17 protein-coding genes are annotated in these 19,575 nt (G+C 56.8%); 6 read left to right on the forward strand and 11 right to left on the reverse strand.

Annotated features, from left to right (window positions below):
• Positions 1–64: 64 nt before the first annotated feature.
• Together LG327_RS01585 and LG327_RS01590 are read right to left on the reverse strand one after the other, a co-directional pair.
• A complete protein-coding gene (locus LG327_RS01585) occupies positions 65–1,375 on the reverse strand; it encodes a histidine kinase dimerization/phospho-acceptor domain-containing protein (RefSeq protein WP_404365074.1) in 1,311 nt (436 codons plus the stop codon).
• On the reverse strand, positions 1,372–2,055 hold the full coding sequence (locus LG327_RS01590) for a response regulator (protein WP_404369136.1): 684 nt from the start codon (positions 2,053–2,055) through the stop codon (positions 1,372–1,374). Before LG327_RS01590 ends, LG327_RS01585 begins: the two co-directional genes overlap by 4 nt.
• A gap of 275 nt (positions 2,056–2,330) precedes the next feature.
• Here LG327_RS01590 and dsbD point away from each other — a divergent pair, with 275 nt between their 5' ends.
• Genes dsbD through dsbG form a run of 3 tightly spaced genes read left to right on the forward strand, consistent with a single transcriptional unit; the run spans position 2,331 to position 5,723 of the window.
• Positions 2,331–4,079: a protein-disulfide reductase DsbD gene (dsbD, locus tag LG327_RS01595; protein WP_404369138.1), complete on the forward strand. Its 1,749-nt coding sequence runs from the start codon at positions 2,331–2,333 to the stop codon at positions 4,077–4,079.
• A 12-nt stretch (positions 4,080–4,091) separates the two neighbouring features.
• Complete coding sequence (locus LG327_RS01600) at positions 4,092–4,904, forward strand: prolipoprotein diacylglyceryl transferase family protein (RefSeq protein WP_404365076.1); 813 nt, start codon at positions 4,092–4,094, stop codon at positions 4,902–4,904.
• Positions 4,905–4,928: 24 nt separating this feature from the next.
• A complete protein-coding gene (dsbG, locus tag LG327_RS01605) occupies positions 4,929–5,723 on the forward strand; it encodes a thiol:disulfide interchange protein DsbG (protein WP_404365078.1) in 795 nt (264 codons plus the stop codon).
• Positions 5,724–5,872: 149 nt separating this feature from the next.
• Here the strand turns inward: dsbG and cfa are convergent, their stop codons facing one another.
• From cfa to LG327_RS01625, 4 genes are all read right to left on the reverse strand, one after another.
• Positions 5,873–6,976: a cyclopropane fatty acyl phospholipid synthase gene (gene cfa / locus LG327_RS01610; RefSeq protein WP_404369141.1), complete on the reverse strand. Its 1,104-nt coding sequence runs from the start codon at positions 6,974–6,976 to the stop codon at positions 5,873–5,875.
• A gap of 679 nt (positions 6,977–7,655) precedes the next feature.
• Positions 7,656–7,925: a hypothetical protein gene (locus LG327_RS01615; protein WP_404365079.1), complete on the reverse strand. Its 270-nt coding sequence runs from the start codon at positions 7,923–7,925 to the stop codon at positions 7,656–7,658.
• A gap of 268 nt (positions 7,926–8,193) precedes the next feature.
• Entirely contained in the window at positions 8,194–9,705 is a 1,512-nt protein-coding gene (locus tag LG327_RS01620; RefSeq protein ID WP_404365081.1) for a methyl-accepting chemotaxis protein, read from the reverse strand.
• On the reverse strand, positions 9,702–10,307 hold the full coding sequence (locus LG327_RS01625) for an SCO family protein (RefSeq protein WP_404365083.1): 606 nt from the start codon (positions 10,305–10,307) through the stop codon (positions 9,702–9,704). The genes LG327_RS01620 and LG327_RS01625 overlap by 4 nt, the downstream gene beginning before the upstream one ends.
• A gap of 256 nt (positions 10,308–10,563) precedes the next feature.
• On the opposite strand from LG327_RS01625, the gene LG327_RS01630 reads away from it, so the two are divergent.
• Positions 10,564–11,391 (forward strand): phosphosulfolactate synthase, encoded by an 828-nt coding sequence (locus tag LG327_RS01630; RefSeq protein WP_404365085.1) that lies wholly within the window; start codon positions 10,564–10,566, stop codon positions 11,389–11,391.
• 101 nt (positions 11,392–11,492) lie between these two features.
• On the opposite strand, the gene LG327_RS01635 is transcribed toward LG327_RS01630, so the two are convergent.
• From LG327_RS01635 to mqo, 3 genes are all read right to left on the reverse strand, one after another.
• Entirely contained in the window at positions 11,493–13,595 is a 2,103-nt protein-coding gene (locus tag LG327_RS01635) for a hypothetical protein (protein WP_404365086.1), read from the reverse strand.
• A 3-nt stretch (positions 13,596–13,598) separates the two neighbouring features.
• A complete protein-coding gene (locus tag LG327_RS01640; RefSeq protein WP_404365088.1) occupies positions 13,599–14,843 on the reverse strand; it encodes an acetyl-CoA carboxylase biotin carboxylase subunit family protein in 1,245 nt (414 codons plus the stop codon).
• 168 nt (positions 14,844–15,011) lie between these two features.
• The gene (gene mqo / locus LG327_RS01645) at positions 15,012–16,493 is read right to left on the reverse strand and encodes a malate dehydrogenase (quinone) (RefSeq protein WP_404365090.1); all 1,482 of its coding nucleotides are present in this window, start codon (positions 16,491–16,493) and stop codon (positions 15,012–15,014) included.
• Between the two features lie 236 nt (positions 16,494–16,729).
• Here mqo and LG327_RS01650 point away from each other — a divergent pair, with 236 nt between their 5' ends.
• Together LG327_RS01650 and LG327_RS01655 are read left to right on the forward strand one after the other, a co-directional pair.
• Positions 16,730–17,701 carry a calcium/sodium antiporter gene (locus LG327_RS01650; protein WP_404365092.1) on the forward strand — a complete coding sequence of 324 codons (972 nt, stop codon included), beginning with the start codon at positions 16,730–16,732 and terminating at the stop codon, positions 17,699–17,701.
• Positions 17,702–17,722: 21 nt separating this feature from the next.
• Entirely contained in the window at positions 17,723–18,349 is a 627-nt protein-coding gene (locus LG327_RS01655; RefSeq protein WP_404365094.1) for an NAD(P)H-binding protein, read from the forward strand.
• A gap of 84 nt (positions 18,350–18,433) precedes the next feature.
• Here LG327_RS01655 and msrB read toward each other — a convergent pair whose 3' ends face one another.
• Both msrB and msrA read right to left on the reverse strand, forming a co-directional pair.
• Positions 18,434–18,865: a peptide-methionine (R)-S-oxide reductase MsrB gene (gene msrB / locus LG327_RS01660; RefSeq protein ID WP_404365095.1), complete on the reverse strand. Its 432-nt coding sequence runs from the start codon at positions 18,863–18,865 to the stop codon at positions 18,434–18,436.
• Positions 18,862–19,524 (reverse strand): peptide-methionine (S)-S-oxide reductase MsrA, encoded by a 663-nt coding sequence (gene msrA / locus LG327_RS01665; protein ID WP_404365097.1) that lies wholly within the window; start codon positions 19,522–19,524, stop codon positions 18,862–18,864. Before msrA ends, msrB begins: the two co-directional genes overlap by 4 nt.
• Positions 19,525–19,575 lie beyond the last annotated feature (51 nt).

Consider the following 19,575-nt stretch of genomic DNA (forward strand, 5'->3'; position numbering starts at 1 on the left):
CGTGTCACCCCAACCCGGTGACGGGCGGGCACTGTGAAATGAACGTGGATGGGGTCGCGCCATTTCAGAGAACTCCTGGCAATGCCAATTCCCAGTCCATGCCGCCGCGTGTATTTCGCTCTGCGTGAAGGCGCCCATTGAATTGCTCGGCAATGGATTCCACGATAGTCAGCCCAAGCCCATGTCCCTGTTCAGGCGACTGACTGTTCTGTTGGCCATTGCCATGCTCGCTGACTGACGGGCTATGGCCCCCATCGCGAATGACAAGCTTGACCATATCCTGATGATTCGACAGCTGGCAGGAAACCTTCAGCTCCACCGGCTGGTCATGGCTGGAAAATTTCAAAGCATTTTCAAGGAGGTTCCTTACCGCGATAACCACCAGGGGGTGTGGTGTGCTCGCGAGAACATCCTCTGTTTCCAGGTTCTGTTTAACCCGCTCTCCCCCCGGCATATCCACAAGCGCTTCGCGTATGGCGATGCTTACCGAACAGGGCTCAAACTCGCGCCAGTCATCCCGGCTCTCCAGGCGCGCCAGCATCAATAACTGCTCGGCGACATTCTGTAGCCGCTGAACGCCCGTTTCCGCCCTGGCCAGTGCCAGTTGCTGCTGTTCCCCGTCGATGCGACGAGCTACTTGCAGGTGCGTTTTAATTCCGGTCAATGGCGTCCGGAACTCGTGGGCAGTGTTGCTGGCAAACCGCTGTTCGCGGATCACCGTCCGTTCGACACGCGCAAAGAGAGAATTCAATGTGTTGACGATGGGCTTGAGTTCCGCAGGAGCGTTACCGATTGAAAGGGACTTGAGGTTGGAGGGCTCTCGTAACTGGAGTTCGCGATAAAGCTTTTGCAGAGGTTCCAGTCCCCTGCGCACCCCCCACCAGAGAACGACCAGGCTGCCCAGCAAGGCCAGGGAGAAGGGCACTATCATCACGAGAATGATGCCATTTTCCAGTTGTCTGCGCTCTGTACCCCGGTCAGCAGTCGTTATCAGCAGGCCATCCTGTTCCAGAGTGTAAAGCCGCCACTCCTCCCCGGAAACGCTGCGGGTAGTGAAACCAGGCTTTGCGTCCGACAGGGAGGTCCCGCGTGGACCGGCGGTCTGCATCAGGATTTGGCCAGTAGCTGACCGAACCTGACACGCGACGCCCTCACTTATGGGTGACATTAGTAATGGCTCCCTGAACGACTGGGAGAATGACCCTGGTTGTTGAGCAATCAGACCGGCGACCATATTGGCTGAAGCGGCGAGGCGCTGATCCAGTGTTTCCGACACCTTGTTTCCCAGATGCAGGTACATCAAAATCGCCACGGTCAGCCAAAGCACGATCAAGGAGAGGCTGAGCATCGCCAGGAGGCGACTACGGAGACTCATGTTTTTGTGCCCGGGAACCGTACCGGCGGCCCCAGCCGGAAACCAACCCCGCGTTCCGTGATAATCAGATGCTTACCAAATTTTTGTCGAAGATGATGGATATGAACGTTCAGGGCGTTGCTTTCGACCTCGGTGTCCATACCGTAAAGTCCATCTTTCAGACGCTCTTCACTCAACACCACCCCACGAGAATTGAGGAGCTTTTCCAGTAACGCCAGTTCCCGCCGCGACAGGGATACCGGTTCGGAGGCAAGAAAGACCTCACCCGTAGAAGGGCGCAGTGTCAGATCGCCATGAGATATTTCTGACACTACTCTCCCTGCCGCTCGGCGTACCAGGGCGTGCAAGCGTGCGGCGAGCTCGTCCAGTTCAAACGGTTTGAGGACATAGTCATCCGCTCCAGCCTCAAGCCCTTCGATCCGACGTTGTACAGCATCCCTTGCCGTGAGAATCAGTACCGGAGTGTACACACCTGCAGATCGCCATTGCGTCAACACCTCAAGCCCGTCCATATCGGGCAGCCCGAGATCCAGAACAACCACGTCAGGATTAAACTGCTCCAGCGCATGCTGTGCCTCCCGACCGGTTCGAACATGATCCACCACACAATGATGAAGTTCCAGCCCGGCCCTCAAACCTGATGCCACCAGCTCGTCATCCTCCACCATTAGAACGTGCACTTTGACTTCCTCAGTTGGATAGCTCTGCGGCACTTTATGGTGTCCATGGGTATTGAGCAATACGTAGAGACTGAGGGTGCTTCACATTGGCATGGGAGATTGTGTGGCAGGGCAGAGTGCATCTGCATTTCGTTCCGGTCAGCTCTTAATATTGACTTAATTCGGCTGATTGACACTCCCGTTCCGGACAAACAGACGGTTGCACAATTCATCCAGTGAACCTGTAAAAGGACTCGTGAGTGGGGATCTTTAGAGCACTGCTTTTAATAAGCGCCATGTTGGGGGCTGTGGGCACGTCAATGGCACACGCACAGTCCCTGGCTGGAGGGGCCAATGAGTTCCTGCCTGTGGATGAGGCGTTTCAGTATGATGTTCAGGAACACAGTGCCGACTCGATCAAGCTATCCTGGCGCATTGCATCCGACTATTACCTTTACCGTAAGCGCATGGAAGTTCAAGGGCAGAACGGAGAATTAGCAGACGTCCTCTATCCGGATGGTGAGACCATCTCTGACGAGTTTTTCGGGGAATCAGAAGTTTACTTTAACAGCGCCGAGTTAGTAATCAGACCTGGAAGTGCTGAAGTCCTGAAGTTGAGTTGGCAGGGGTGTGCTGAGGCGGGTCTGTGCTATCCCCCACAGCATGCGACTATTAATCTTACCGACAACGCCTACTCCCTGTCAGCAGGCCCTACCGCCCCTGCTTCAGATGAATTGGCGGCGGATCAATCTCTTGCCAGTCAGTTGGCTGACAGTAGCCTGGTCTGGAATCTCCTCATCTTTTTTGGTTTGGGCTTGCTGCTGGTGCTTACTCCCTGTGTGCTCCCAATGATCCCAATCCTGTCATCTGTAATCGTGGGCAGTGGGGCCCGCCGTACCAGGGCATTCTGGTTGTCGCTGGCATTTGTTCTGGCCATGGCCGTGACTTATTCAGCGTTGGGGGTAGTGGCGGCGCTCGCAGGAGCCAATCTGCAGGGAATGCTACAGCAACCACTCTTCATCGGGCCCATGGCGGTCATCTTTGTCGTACTTGCGCTGTCCATGTTTGGTCTTTATGAGTTGCAGTTGCCGGCGCCAATCCGTGACAGGCTGGAACGTGCCAATAGCCGTCAAACTGGAGGTAGCCTTGCCGGTGCCGCCGTGATGGGGTTCTTTTCAGCCTTGCTGGCGAGTCCGTGCATGACCGCTCCCCTCGCCGGTGCGCTGCTCTATATCGCTGACAGTGGTGATGCAGCTCTGGGTGGTATGGCGCTCCTGGCTTTGGGTTTGGGTATGGGTGCTCCCTTGCTGGTGTTGGCAACATTGGGGTCCAGCGTGTTGCCAAGGCCGGGCGTGTGGATGGAGGCCATCAGGGCGGTATTCGGATTCATCCTGCTGGGCACTGCTATCTGGTTTCTTGACCGCATTCTCGATAACTCCCTGGTATTGGCACTGTGGGGCGCGCTGGCTATAGGCACAGGCCTCAGTCTCTGGCGGGCTGGCGGTACCATCAAAATGAAGGGACTCCGCAATTTGCTGAGTAGCAGTGGAATGGTGGCGATTCTCTGGGGTGCACTGATGGTCATTGGCGCAGCGGCTGGTGGGCATCAGATGCTCTATCCCCTCGAAAAGCTGACGCGCAGCGAAGTAGTAATGACGGGCGGCATGGAAACCAGCGAACAGAGCTTTGAAGGCTTCAAGTCCTGGTCTGACCTTGAGCAGAATCTGGCCGAGAGTGGCGAGGCAGGCCAATGGACTCTGGTGGATTTTTATGCCGACTGGTGCATCTCCTGCAAGGTGATTGAAGAAGAGGTCTTTGGCGACCCGGAGGTTCAGAAAGCATTGAAGGACATGACGTTGTTGAGGGCAGATGTTACGAAAAATGACGAGATGGATCAGGCGCTGATGCGCCGCTTGCAGATATTGGGGCCGCCAACGGTGATGATTTTCGGGCCTGATGGGCAGGAGTACCGAGCTCAGCGAACCATTGGCGAAATTTCGGCAGAGGCGTTCCTGGAACGTCTCGATACAGCCCGCTCATCTTAATACGGAGCAATCATGCAAACAGTCAGTATTGGCCCTCTGGGTTTTTCATTTGCGCATCTTCTACTGGTATTTTCCTTTGTCGTAGCGTTGCTTGTGGGTGCTCTATATGGCCGAAAGCACGGGGTGTCAACAGGCGGAACCCTGGTGGATACCCTTCTCGTAGCGCTGGTCACGGCCAGGATTGGTTTCGTGGCCCAGTATTTCGAGCATTTCAAGGATGCCCCACTGGATATCATCGATATTCGTGATGGTGGATTCAGTGTCTATGCCGGTGTGTTCGGGGCTGTGGCCTTTGGCGCATGGCGTATGTTGCGCCGGACTGCAATCAGAAAACCTCTGGGTATTGCCATACTGTCTGGGCTGATGACATGGGGCGCACTCTCGCTGACGGTAAATCTGATCGAAGGACAGGCGCGGGAAATACCGGATAGTGGTTTATCAACACTGGATGATGAATCGATCACTCTCGTCGACCTGCAACCCGGCAAGCCCAAAGTGGTGAATATCTGGGCGAGTTGGTGCCCACCCTGTATCCGGGAAATGCCAGTACTGGAAAGGGCTCAGGAGCGGTACCCCGATATCACCTTTGTTTTTGTCAATCAGGGTGAACAGGTAGAAACCATTACGTCTTTTCTGAAACAGCAGGAGCTGTCGATCAGGAACGTGCTGAGCGACGTCAGCGGCAGCCTTGCAAATGCCACTGGCAGTCACGCCTTACCTACGACCCTGTTTTACGACGCGGAAGGCCGTCAGGTCGACGCCCACATGGGCGAGCTGTCCAACGCCAGCCTGGCACAAAAGCTGGAAGCCTTCGAACGCAAGTAGTCCAACTCATCAGGAGGTTGATCAATGACTCGAACAAATAAACCCACAACGAAACCAACTCTGCTTGTTGTCAGCTTTCTGGCGGCAACGCTCGCAGGGCATGGTGTAAGGGCTGAAAATGCGCACCCGGATGCAATACAGGTGCTGGTGGAGCGTGGAGTAGATATCGTCGATCGATTTGACGCACCCGGTGGCATGACCGGTTACGTGGGGACAATGCGGGGAAGGCCGGTGTCTTTTTACCTGACCTCTGATAAAAAGCACGTGGTTATCGGGCCGATGCTGTCTGAAACGGGCATGAATCTTACAGAGACCAATATCCGGCAGTCGATAACGGGACCGCAAAATGAAGAGGCCTGGTCGAAGCTGGAAAACAGTGACTGGATCCCGGACGGTGAAGAAGACGCGCCGGTGGTGATATATACCTTCACCGACCCGAACTGCCCCTATTGTCATCGTTTTCGCGAGGCTGCCGAGCCCTGGATAGAGGCAGGCCGGGTGCAGTTAAGGCACGTGATGGTCGGAATACTGAAGCAGGATAGCCTGCCAAAAGCCGCGACCATCCTGGGTGCCGATAATCCCGAGTCGGCTCTGCATGATAACCAACGTAATCACGAGAGTGGCGGCATCGCGGTAGACAGAGAGGTTGTTAGCGCAAACCATAAACGGGTGACTGCCAATAATAGCCTGATGAGTAATTTGGGGCTGAGCGCTACGCCTGCTACCTTCTATAAAGCTGATGACGGAACCATTGCGATCAAGCAGGGTCTCCCCCGACCGGAAGAATTGGCAGCCATGATGGGCAGCAGCCAGCCCTGAAGTTAATTCCAAAGACAGGGCAAGCATCATGACGATGACCTTCCCGGTGTTTCCGGCAAGGGAATATTTTACAAATCAGAGGGTTTATCGGGCTAGCCGGGAAGTTGACTGCCTGCCTGGATGGTTTCAACTAACTAGAACCAGATGGCTCATGTCACCCTGGGATAGACCCCCGGCACGCCATTTTTTGACAAAACCCACTGACAAAGCTGGATATCCCTTGCCCTGAATGCACCCGCACAGGAAAGCAGGTAATAACGCCACATGCGATAGAACCGTTCACCAAGTTCAGCCTGAAACCGGGGCCAGGCATGTTCAAAATTTTCGTGCCAGGCCATCAGTGTTTTATCGTAATCAGCACCAAAGTTGTGCATGTCTTCCACCACAAACAGGTCATCTACTGCATCACCGACCTGGCCTACAGATGGCACCTCGCCGTTTGGGAAAATGTATTTATCGATCCAGGGGTCCGGGTAGGAATTCCGGAGATTCCTGCCGATGGTGTGCAACAGAAACAGACCTCCAGGGTTCAGACAACGATGAGCAACTTCCATGAACCGGCGGTAATTTTTCGGCCCGACGTGCTCAAACATGCCGACACTGGCAATACGATCAAACTTTTCATCAACTTCCCGGTAATCCATCAGCCGGAAATCCAGAGAGAGATGGGGGTAGTTCGCCGTGGCCCAGTCAGCCTGCTCCTTTGAGATGGTCACGCCAACCGCCTCTACCCCGTATTGCTCAGCCGCATACGCCATCAGGCTACCCCAGCCACAACCAATATCGAGCAAACGCATGCCCGGCTGCAGACCCAGCTTCCGGCAGATCAAATCGAGCTTCGCAACCTGTGCGTCTTCAAGGTTGTCGGCATCTTTCCAGTAGCCGCAGGTGTAGGTCATACGGGAGTCCAGCATGGCACCGTAGAAGTCATTCCCCAGATCATAATGGGCTTCGCCCACAGCCCATGCGCGCTTTCTGGTCTGCCGGTTCAGATACCTTGCTTTGATAATATGGGGAAGGATTCTGGCAGGTCTGATCTGATGAGGAATTTTCGCACTGAGCAATTTGTAAAAAAGCTGGGCCAGGTCTTCTGCATCCCAGGCGCCGTCCATATAGGCTGTACCAAAACCAAGATTTCCCCGGGCCAGTGCCGCCTCAGGCACGCCATGGGCATTGAAGCGGATGTCCCAGGGCCTGGACCCGCCAACCTGGATATCGGCTTTGGCAAGCAGATCGGCTGCAAACCGGTGCATTTTATTGCCGGGGTCAAAAAAGGCCGCTCCAGCGATTCTGTCGTTCATCATCAGGCATCTTCACTTTTTGAAAATAACAGTGGTTGATGAACCTTGCGAGAAAGACTTCAGAGACAATACACCGCAAAGCGCGATTACGCTGAGGGGAGCAGAACGATGCTTCTGAAAACCCCGGGGCTGCCACCCCAGGCGAGACCTGCGCTATCTCGCCTCTGGGGTTGGCCCGGAATCAGGAGCGCCAGCCTTGTGCACACCGCGAATCACTGCGTCCCTGTAGTTATTTGTGTGGTGACCTGAGTGTTTTCAAGACAGTTAGCCCCTACTTCTCATTCTGAAAAGACAAAAATTCCGGTTGAAGTGTTTCAGGGCATTAAGTGAGGGGCGCCGCCGTCGCCCGGCAATTGCAGCTGGCTCCCGGGATTTCAGGAGATTTCATTTACCAGAGCTCGCTGTAGAGCTCGATCATTTCCTCGATCGTGGGAACTCGCGGATTGTTGCCTGGCTGGTGGACATGAACACTCCGTGATATCTGGGACCTGGCGACTCTCTGGAGGCGCCAGGAGCACGACCTCTCGTGCGATCGATAAAATCTCAACGAGGCGCTTTCGAACCGGGCCGCAGTGGCCAGAGCCGACGAAAGTCCATGGCCTGGCCAATGGCGAAATTCACCCGTTCCGCGCTATTGCTGAGCAAGCGCCTTCAGCGTTTTCTGCGCTTCCGGGCCGGCCTTGTGGTGGAACTCAAGAACAACGGATGCCAGCTGTTTTTCCGCCCTGGTGGCTGATGGATCTTCGACAACTTCCCTGAGGGCGGCCGCATCCTCCGGTCCGGCTTTGTGCTCGATGTTGCGGATGGCATCTGCAATGGTTCTTGCAGCTTCGCTGTTGTTCTCGTTCCCGCTGATTTCCGCCAGGATTTCTTTCTGGTCATCCGAAGGGAAATGATTCATTCCGGAAACAATCTGCGCCATCACGGGAATGGGGCCTGATTGCGCGAATGAACAGGGCGCGACGAAAAGCAGAGAAAAAAGCAAGACTACGGATGCTACAGATGCTGAACCTGGCCTGCTTTGGATATCCATGAGGGTCCCTCCTGTTATGAACAGTCTGTTGTACCCCATCCATACTGCTCCTGTTGGGCCCCGGTAGACAACTTCTTCTCATCAAACCAGGCTCTGCGTTGCCCACAATACCCTGGGCGAGCTTTTGCTCCCCGCCTCACGCGGTCCGGTAAACCTCCACCGTCCGACGCAGATCCGCCAGGGTTCCGTTCAGCGCAACCGACGCCTCTGAGCCGTCCGCTGCTTTCTCCGCAAGAGACTCGCTCTGGGCAGAGATTGTACTCATGCTCTGGTTTATCTCTTCCGACACGCTGGACTGCTGCTCTGCAGCCGTTGCGATCTGATCATTCATTGCCTGTACCTTCGCAATGGCCTCGAGTATCCGGCCAATGGCTTCGCCCGAGGCATTTACATGGCTTGCTGTCTCTTCTGCCCGCTCCTGGCCAAGCCCCATGGACCGAACCACTTCGTCAGTGCCATTTCTCAGCGTCTCAATCATGGCCTGAATCTGCTCCGCGGACGTCTGGGTCTTGACGGAAAGACTTCTCACCTCATCAGCAACCACGGAGAAGCCGCGGCCTGCCTCGCCAGCCCGGGCGGCTTCAATCGCTGCATTCAGGGCCAGGAGGTTGGTCTGCTGGGAAATACCCTGAATGGCCGAGGTGGTTTCGCCAATGTTTTTGACGACAGCCACCAGGCGGTTCAGGGCCTCGGCAGTGGATGAAAGCACACTATTCTGTACCTGAAACGCATCCACCGCGCTGGTCACCGACGCCCTGCCAGTGGCCGCCTCGGCCGTCGCCTCCTCCGCGGCGCGGGCTGCTTCCCCGGCGTTTCGGGCGATCTCGTGGGCTGTCGCTGACATCTCATGGATAGCAGTCGCTGCCTGGGCTGAGTGGTCGGTCTGGCTCTGAACGACGCGGCTGGTCTGCTCGTTGATCGAAGCCAGGTTATCCGAAGATCCTGCAATGGACCCAATGGCCTGCTTGAGCTGGGATACTACCCCCCCGAATCCGCTGAGCATCCGGTTGAATGACTGCACTGTGTGATTGTCGCGGGCGGTGTCTATCTGCACGCTCAGATCGTTTTCACGTTCAAACCGCTCTATCGCTTCAATAATGCCATCGGCCGCCTGCTGGGCCGTATTCTGCTGGACAGCAATGGCCACAAGCACCGCAGCCTCGAAAATGACAAAGGCTGCATGAAGCCAGGCGATGGACCAGCTGCAGCCATAGCTGAAAATCATGATGGGCAGGCCGCCCAGCGTCGCCTCATTCAGCTGCAGAGCTGTGAAGAGAAAATGGTGAACGGCTATGGTCAGGGCGGCCACAACCACAGGCAACCAGTCTTTATAGACCAGCAGGAACGCCAGAGCGGCAAAAATGTGAAAATGCATCTCGATCCGCCCCATCTGGGTCTGGATCATGATGACGGAAAACAGCATGAGAGCCATGGCAACCAGAGATGAGAAGGCCCGGGTACCCTTCAGGAGAGCGAAGCCGACAGAGCTGATGGCCGCCAGACAGATGGAAGTCACCAGGGCAAAGGTCAGAGTCCCATAGCCCCAGGGAACCAGAAAGCCCACAACCGGGACGTGGGCCAGCAGCAGAAACAGCATGTACCTGTCTGTTTTCTCACGTGATTTCACGGCATGCTCTGTTGTTTTCAAGATCCACTCTCCAAAGCCACAAGTCTGGAAACATCGTCCTTTACGCGGTTGAGTTTCAGCCTGGTGCTGGTGTAGGTAATTACAGACTTTCCACCCCTGCCAACAAGGTAGAGCCTTCCTGAATGATCAATTTCCTTAATGTCTGCCGTAGCTGCGACCGATACCACTTCGCCCGCCTCCAGAGCCATCATCTGGGCATGGCTCCGGGTTTCCGGGCGGTGCCAGTGAAACCTTTCACCCATGGCTCCAATCACTGCATCAAGCTCCTGCGGCGTATCGTTTTCGGGATCCACTGAAACGAAAAGGAACTGCACCGAATCATCCGGTATCAGGCGGTTCAGTGAGACCATATTTCCCAGGTGAGCGGGACATGTCTGTTCACAGTCCAGAAAGCCAAACATCACGAAAGTATAAACATCGTCCCGGGAGGCAAGACTCCCGTAATTCTTCAGGTTCTGCCACACCGACCGGTCCTGCTGGAAGCCATAGAAATCATCGCTCTTGAGAAGACCGGGAAGGACAGGAAGGGAAAATCCGAGCCCCAGTGCCAGAGCGAAGAGAGAGAAGCGCAGGGGCCGGCTCGCACGAAAGCGATTAATCATGATGTGTCGTCATACTGCGTTTACCTCAAACTCCAGTATAGGAAGAGTCCGGAGAATTGTGGCAGGCCCGGGCAGCAAAGAGCGTTATTTGTTGTAACCCCATATTTCCAATTGCGGCTGCTCCCTGTGCCTGTTTTCTGACCGGGCAGACGGCTGCCGCCCGAAAAAGCATCCCTTTGAAATCCGGGAGACGCTTGAATTAACCCTTGTCATCCTCACCGTGAATAGATAACCAGCAGATAAAATGGAGGTTGTCATGGCAGCTCAGGAACGCGCTTTCAGTTTTCTTCCCATCAATGAACGGGAGCAGAAGCCCCGCAGTCGGGGACTTACCGAGATGCGGGGTCCCTATTACGACCCCTTGGGGAAACGGCAACTGGCGGACATCTTCGAAACCTGCGGAGAGTTTGTGGACATTCTCAAGTTCAGCGGCGGCTCCTTCACCCTGATGCCGGAAAAGGCGCTCTCTGAGATCATCGAGCTGGCTCACAAGCATGATGTCAAAGTATCCACCGGTGGTTTTATTGAGAGGGTGCTGGAGCGGTGCCCGGACAAGGTGAATGACTACCTCGACGAGTGCAAACGACTGGAGTTTGACATAGTAGAGATCTCGAGCGGCTTCCTGGCGATCCCGCAGGATGATCTGGTCCGGCTTACCGAGGCGGTTATCAAACATGGGCTGCAGGCAAAGCCAGAGATCAACGTGCAGTTCGGGGCCGGGGGGACCAGCAGTGTTGAAGCTCTGGAACAACAGGGCCTGCAGGACCCCAGCGATGCCATCCGGGAGGCAAGGCGGCATCTGGATGCTGGTGCCTACAAGATCATGGTTGAGTCCGAGGGCATCACCGAGCAGGTCCGTGAATGGCGCACGGATATCATTTCACAGATTGCCGAAGGCATTGGAATAGACAACGCGGTATTTGAGGCGGCGGACCCGGCGGTGTATGAGTGGTACATCAAGAGCTTTGGGCCCGAGGTCAATCTGTTTGTGGATCACTCCCAGGTTCTCGAACTGGAAGCCATGCGGTCAGGTGTGTGGGGCACCAATGACCTGTTCGGCCGGGTAAGAACCTGGAAGGGCTAGAAACCACACTCCTGCCGGTCCTGATGGCTGGCAGGCCTGATGGCTGGCAGGAGCACTCCCTGCCCTCTGCCGCCTTCCTTTTTTGCAACCTGGTCACCAGATCATGCGTCTCCTGGCAATTCGGGGGTTCCGTCCTCACCCTCGACGGCCTGGGTGGGTTCCGGCGGAATCCGGTCCGCGCCCCAGCTCCGGTAAATCATGCCTACCACCCGCTGCAGCTCTTCCCGGGGAACCTTTGCCAGTTCACCGTGCTCGAGGGGGTCATAGTGAAAGATATACAGGCGCGACGCGAACTCCTCGAAAGGCAGTGACGCCTCGCCGAAGCGCTCTCCCGTTCCGGCGGTCGCAACCACTATGCCATCACCCCAGTTCTGGCCACTGTCATTGTTGGGGTTGTAGAAATACACCCGCATCACATCGGCTGGATCCCGCGCAACCCGGAGGATGCTGATCGCATGCCAGCCAATGAACCTGGCGGTACTGTCGGTGATGGCCATGCCCGCCGGTTGCGGATGGATCAGGGGCTGGTTGCCATTGTAAACCGGGTGGTAGCAGGCATAGAAATGCCTGAGGAAACCATCCAGGTCATGCAATTTGCCGGTGCTGACGTCCACATTGATGCTGAAGCCACGGCCTGCCCACCAGCCGTGAAACTCCGGGTTCACCCATCGGTGAGGGTCGCCCTCGCGGCCAATACAGCGGCGGCCCATCTCGAAGTAAATCCGGTCCAGATGGGGCACGACCAGCAGGGAAACCGGGTCAAGATCCAGTGACCATTCCGAGGCAACGCCCGACTGGCTTTCACGGGAGGAAATCGGCTGGCCCTCGAAGTGGATGATGATCTCGTCGTCCCGGGCGGCCCAGGCCACCATCTGGAGCAGATAGTCCGGATCGTTGTATGCCCACATGGACAGCGCCCGGGCTGACTGACAGGTCGGATTGTTTCCCTGGCCGACGCCAAGAGGCTGGCCCAGCATGCACAGCACACCTTCCAGCAGTCTTGCCCGGGGCGGGGGAACGTCCCCGAAGACCAGCTTCAGGTGCTGCTCTGAAGATTCAGAAAGAGGCAGTGATACCTGCCGCCAGAGCGCCGGGGGAACCGGCGCCTGGTAGAGAATGCCCCGCTCAAGAACCAGGGCAAGGCCGTAGATTGCCTGGGCTGTCTGGGGAAAAACGCTTTCATAAATCAGGGCACGGACCAGACCCTCATGGCTCAGAAGGGAGTCGCGGCCAGCACTGGACAGCCCCAGGGCTTCGGCGATCAGGTGGTTGTTGTTGCCCAGCAGGAATCTCAGCAGGCAGGCATGGTAAGGGGAGACCAGACCGGTGTCATGCATTGCACGGGCAAAGCCGCTGGCCTCGTATTGCAGCGCGCCTGCATCCATGGATTTCAGCCGATCCTCATAGACATCCACACCCGGGTCTTCGCGACAGGCCTGGGTGGTGCCGAAAAGACTGCTGATAAGCCGATCTGCGCCACTGCCGCTGGCACCGAGATCGATATCCGGATCGGCCCGGCAGGTGGCGATCTGGGTGATCATCTTCTTTACGCTGTACACCTGAAGGGGACGCTGCTGCAGGATGCGCCAGATTTCATCCACCAGCCTATCTATGATCTGCTCATACCCGATACGGGCTGCCAGGTGCTGGTAGAGGGTTCTGGGAAGCCAGGCCAGACGGCCCTGTCGCTCCCGGTCCGCCTCACTCAGGCTTCCGAAAAGAAGATCCAGATTCAGAGCCATGGACTGCGTCAGGTAATGATGCGCCTGCTCTGCGGATACATGGGGATGGTAATAGTCACCCAACGCAATGGCGAGAAGCCGCAGTTCACTCAGACACTCGATGATGACGGTGTCCTGCTCGGAGCTTTTCAGGGAGTGGGTAGTGAGAGATGGCAGAAGGGCTTCGGGCTGAGCCCAGTCGGAGCCAAGGAATGTACCTGCTTCCTCAAGCTGGGGCGCCCGCTGCTCAACAATGGCGCAGCCGCCCTCCTGCATCATCAGCCGTTTGACTGCCTCAAATACTCGCCGGAGTTTGGTTGGTTTCGCATAATTCGGGGATTCTGCCAGCGCGACGACAGCTTCGTCGAACCGTGCCGTCAGAGTCTCAAGTTTCCGGGAGTTTTCATTCGGGTTTGCTTCTGGATAACTCAAGATGACTCCTTGTATTGGGAGCGACGCCCCATGGCGGGGCGCCGCTTCCATTAATTATACATAGAAATCGAGGTCTTCCTGACGCTTGAGCAGATCTCTCATGGTATGAGTGTCATCTCCGAAGAAGTAAATCAGACCCCAGTGAGTACCAAAGGCGGTACGCTTGGTGACGGTTTCTTCCAGCGGAGCTGTAAGCTCGTGGGATTCGAAATAGGGGTGATTTTCGGTCTCCTCCGGAATCTCCAGCTTGCTGACCACGCGACGGCGGGGGTATACGCCAAAGCAGCCGGCAACACCCTTGGCATCGACCACTTCCTTCGGGAAAAAGGCCTTGACCTCAGCTTCCGTAGTCTTCGGGTCGAACATCATGATCATGCCCTGGTAGGCGTTGAAGCCATAGGCCCGCTCAAGCAGTTCAAACACCTTGAAGCCGGGCGGACGATACGCCACTTCGCCAAAGTACATTTCACCATCACTGGTTACAAAGTACTCGGGGTGGATGAAGCCAAACTCGATATCGAAGGTCTTGATCAGCTTCTCGATCTGCTTGTGGATCGCCTCGCGATACTTTTCCAGCTCCGGCGTGGCCGGCACGAACACCGAATAGCCCAGAGTCACGTACTCGGAAATATTCAGGAACGCGATCTTGCCATTGTGGATCCAGGCTTCGACGGCGAACTCCCAGCCATCCAGGTGGGATTCCATCAGTACCGGGAATTCCTCTTCGGGAATCATATCGACTTCATCCGGCGTACGGATGACCCGGTGGCCAAGGCAGCCGGCCTTGTCGAACGCTTTGAGGTGAATAGGGTCGTTCGGGTCACCGTCCAGCTTGAGCAGAGTCTGGTTCACCCGCTTCAGGAAGCGGATTACGTCGCCCTTGTCATGGGCTTCCTCGAATATCCCGACACGAATGCCGCCTAACTGGGCACGGCGCTTCATCAACGCCTTGTCCCGAAGCAGCATGGCCTGGCCAAACAGGCGGGGGTTATCGAGCAGCACCGAGTTGATAGCGCCTGCCCACTCAACCGTTTCCTCGAACAGGGGAATCGCAACATCCACGCCTTTTTCCTTCAGCGTGGTGGCAATCTCCATGGAGCGATCGTTCAGCCGCTCGAAGTTCCATGGAATATAGGGAATATCGTGTTCGTCACAGTAGGTCTGCGCCCATTCCGGAGCGACAACGACGTAACGCCGATCAAACTTGTCCGCGGCCTCGACCGCACTGAGGCTCCAACCCAGTAAAGCAACGTAGCCTTTTTCAGGATTCTTTTTTGTAGTGCCTGGCTTGTTGGTCATGCGCGTTCCCTCTTTCGGACATTTAGATCATTTAACCTACACCCTTTACGCCCTGATGGAAAATGTGACAAACCGCCCATTTAGCAAAAAAAAACGCCAGACCCCTGCGACACAGGGGCTCCGGCGCTTTACACTTATTTACACAACTTGACTTTAATGCCTGTCTGGCTACTTTTTCAGCTCAAGAGTGCGGAGAGTCCGGCCACGAATCTCATTCAATAATGACTCATCCTCCACCAGGGACTGGCCATAGGAAGGCACCATCTTCTTCATGCGCTCCTGCCATTCGGAAGTCTTCACCCGTTCCGGGAAGCAGCGCTCAATCACATCAATCATGGCGTGAGCTGCAGTCGACGCTCCCGGCGACGCCCCCAGCAGGGCTGACAGGGAACCATCCTTCGAGGCCACGATTTCGGTGCCGAATTCCAGCTTGCCGCCGCCCTCTACTGTCTTGATGATCTGGACCCGCTGACCGGCCATCTGCAGCTTCCAGTCTTCCTCTCTGGCGTCAGGGAAGAAATTCCTGAGGGCGTCCACCCGTTCACTGTGGGACTGGAACACCTCCCCGATCAGGTATCGGGTCAGATCCATGTTGTTCTTGCTGACCGACAGCATGGACCGGATATTGTTGGCTTTCACTGATCCAAACAGATCAAAGACCGACCCTTCTTTCAGGAAGCGGGTGGTGAAGCCTGCATAGGGGCCGAACAGCAGGGCCGGCTTGCCATCAATGATGCGGGTATCCAGGTGCGGCACCGACATGGGTGGCGAGCCGACCGGCGCCTTGCCGTAAACCTTGGAATTGTGCTGCTCCACAATCTCCGGCTTCTGGCAAACCAGCCATTGACCACTGACCGGAAAGCCACCATAGCCTCTGGACTCCTCAATACCTGATTTCTGAAGCAGCGGCAGTGCAGCACCGCCGGCGCCAAGAAAAACAAAACCGGCCTCAAGCTTTTTGATCTCGCCGGTTTTCTCATCCTCTACCCGGACCTTCCAGCGGCCGTTGTCCCGCTGGGCAAGAGTCTTGACCGAATGGCTGAGCATCAGCTCAAAATTGGGCTGTTTTGTGAGGTAGTCCACCATGTGGCGGGTCAGGGAGCCAAAATCCACATCCGACCCGTGTTCCACCCGGGTCGCCGCCACCTTTTGCATGGGATCCCGGTGCCTGACTACCAGCGGCATCCACTCCATGAGGTCCTGGGGGGATTCGCTGTACTTCATTTCCCGGAAAAGATGATGTGAGCTCATGCGCTGGTAGCGCTCCCTGAGGAAAGCCACGTTTTTCGCACCCCAGACAAAGCACTGGTGGGGCGTGGGGTTGATGAACTTCGTGGGTTCAGGGAGCATGCCCTGCTCCACCAGGTAAGACCAGAGCTGGAGTGAAACCTCGAAGGAGGCATTTATCTTCAGCGCCCGCTCGATTTCTACGTCGCCCTCTTCGGTCTCTGGTGTGTAGTTCAGTTCGCAGTAACCAGCGTGTCCGGTACCGGCATTGTTCCAACCATCGGTGCTTTCGTGGGCAACGTGATCAAGACGCTCCACCATGATGATGTCCAGGGTCGGGTCCAACTGCCTGAGCATCATGCCGAGGGTAGCGCTCATGACGCCACCACCGACCAGCACTACATCTGCCTGTCTAGCGGCCATTTAATTTTCACCTTGGCAAGTTTAAAAACCTGTTATAAGCGTGTACGTTGCGGCGATTATCCGGATTTCCACCGCGGGAATAAAGATACTGTCACCGGACCCTGACATCGAGCGCAAAAACCCGGGCCTGACATTTGGCAGCTATCTGCGATACTGCGTGGTTCTGTTTGTCGCCCACTCCCTGGCTACGCAGGCGTCATCCTGCCAGGCCAGACCATTAACTGAGGTTTCTGATCATGCTTCTGGCATTTCTTGCAATTCTGGCTGGACTGGCCCTGCTGGTCTGGAGTGCTGACCGCTTCGTGGATGGCGCTGCCGCCACCGCACGACACGCGGGCATGCCGCCCCTGCTGATTGGCATGGTCGTTATCGGTTTTGGCACCTCCGCTCCGGAAATGGTGGTCTCCGCCATGGCCTCCCTTGATGGCAATCCTGGCCTTGCCCTGGGTAACGCCTACGGATCCAACATCACCAACATCGCCCTCGTTATCGGACTTGTGGCACTGATCAGCCCGATCCAGGTGCATTCCCAGGTTCTCCGCAAGGAATTGCCCCTGCTGTTTGGCCTGTGCCTGCTTGCAGGCTGGCAGCTGCTGGACGGCAACCTGTCCAGGGCTGACGGCTGGACTCTTCTGGCGGTGTTTGCGGTGGTAATGGCCTGGTCCATTGTCCAGGGCATGCGCAAGGATCCGGATGCCCTCGCCGCTGATGTCGACACAGAACTGCTGGAACATCCAATGCCGCTGGGCAAGGCCCTGATGTGGCTGACACTGGGTCTGGTTCTGCTGGTGGTGAGCTCACGCATTCTTGTCTGGGGAGCAGTGACCATTGCCCAGAGCCTGGGGGTGAGCGACCTGGTCATCGGCCTCACCGTGGTCGCGATAGGCACCTCGCTGCCGGAGCTGGCCTCGTCTCTGATCGCCATTAAAAAAGGCGAACACGATCTGGCACTGGGCAACGTGCTTGGTTCCGGCATATTCAACACCCTCGCGGTCGTGGGTATTGCGGCAACTATCCAGCCCATGGCGGTGGAAGCGGTTGTTCTGAGCCGGGACTGGATGCTCATGACCGGCCTCACCGTTGCCCTTTTCATCATGGGTTTCGGTTTCCGGGGGCGCCAGGGACGCATCAACCGGCTTGAGGGTGCTCTGCTGCTGGCGGTGTTTTTCCTCTATACCGGATACCTGGTTTCCACCGTACTGGCCTGAATCCATGAACAGGAGGTTCTGATGAAACTGATGATTCTGGGCGCCACCGGCGCCGTGGGCAGCGAAGTATTGCGACAGGCCGTTAAACAGAAGGGATTTGAAACCGTTGTTGCCCCCACCCGAAGGCCGCTGGAATCGCCAGGCGCGGCAAGGAACCCGGTTATTTCCTTTGAGCAGCCTCTTCCCGAGGCTGACTGGTGGTCCGTGGACGCGGTGATCTGCTGCCTTGGCACCACCCTGAAACAGGCCGGCTCAAAACAGGCCTTTTACCATGTAGACCACGACCTGGTGCTGGCCTGCGCTGAGCGCGCCCGGGAAGCAGGAGCCAGCCGGTTTGCCCTGAATTCGGCACTGGGGGCAAACCCGGACAGCCGGAGCTTTTACCTGCGCACCAAGGGTGAGACAGAAACAGGGCTGGCGCGGATGGGCTTTGAGCGGCTGATTCTGGTGAGGCCGTCGCTGATCGATGCCGAACGGAATGAAACCAGGCCGGCGGAGCATCTGGGCCTTCTGGCAGGGCGTCTGCTGTCGCCGATTATCCCGAAACGTTACCGGCCGGTCAGTGCAACTGCCATTGCGGCTACCCTGCTGCGGGAGCTATCGGGCGGCCCGGGCGTAGTTACCCTGGAATCGGAGCAGATTCAGTAAGCCCCTGACAAGGCCCCTGGCGCGGCGAATGGCGGCGTTGCACCGGGCCCTGCCCTTGATCCACCTCAGATGCTTTTCAAAGACTCACTGGTGGTCGTCTGCCCTGAACGTGAGCGCCACCGAGTTGAGGCAGAAGCGCTGGCCTGTGGGTGGCGGGCCATCGGGGAATACGTGCCCGAGATGACTGTCACAACGGGCGCATCGAACCTCGGTCCGCCTCATGCCCAGGCTGTTGTCCTCAATGGAACGGACGTGCTGCGGGTCATATGGCTGGAAAAAACTGGGCCAGCCGGTGCCCGAATCGAACTTGGCATCGGAACGGAACAGCGGCAGGTCGCAGAGGCGACAGAAATAGGTTCCGGTCTGTTTGTTATCCAGCAAAGTCCCACAGAAGGGACGCTCGGTGCCGTGATCCAGTAGTACCTCTTTCTCTTCCTCACTGAGGCCGGCCGCCAGTTTCTTGACTTCATCCGCGGCCAGTGGCGTTACATCGTAGCCTGCCTGTGACGTGCTCATGCATGATCTCCCGGAATTGACGTATTGTTGCTGGAAGACTCCGTTTTCAGACGCTCGGGGAAGCCTTCACGGAGCTTGTCGACCTTGGGGGCTGCCACCGCTCTTACGTACGGCTGCTGGGGATTGCGGGCAGCAAAATTCTGATGGTATTCCTCGGCCGGGTAAAAGGCCTCCAGGGGCTCCAGGGTGGTAACAATCGGGTCAGCGTATACGCCGGCCTCCCCCAACTGGCGGATATAGGCCCGGGCCACCCGCTTCTGCTCTTCGTTCTCGTAGAAGATGACAGAGCGATACTGAGTGCCCCGGTCATTGCCCTGCCGATTGAGCTGGGTGGGATCATGGGCCACGGAGAAAAAGACCTTCAGCAGCGAGCCGAAGCTGACCCTGTCCGGCTGGTAGCGGACTTCGACCACTTCCGCATGCCCTGTCTGGCCTGAGCAGACGTCCTCGTAACTGGCTGTCTCCGCACTGCCACCGGCGTAACCGGAAACCACGCTGGTTACACCGTCCATGGCAAGAAACACCGCCTCCACACACCAGAAGCAGCCACCACCCAGCACGGCCCGCTGTTCGCCTTCACTGGCCGGAAGGTCCTGCTGCGGGTCGGGAAAGCGGCTTTTCGGCACCTGAAGACCGGGAATGTCACAGGATCTGGTCATAGCTGTCTCACTCTATGGTTGGGGTCACAACAGGCCTGCATCGGGCGCCTG

Source organism: Marinobacter sp., from assembly GCF_044799475.1.
Lineage (GTDB): Bacteria > Pseudomonadota > Gammaproteobacteria > Pseudomonadales > Oleiphilaceae > Marinobacter.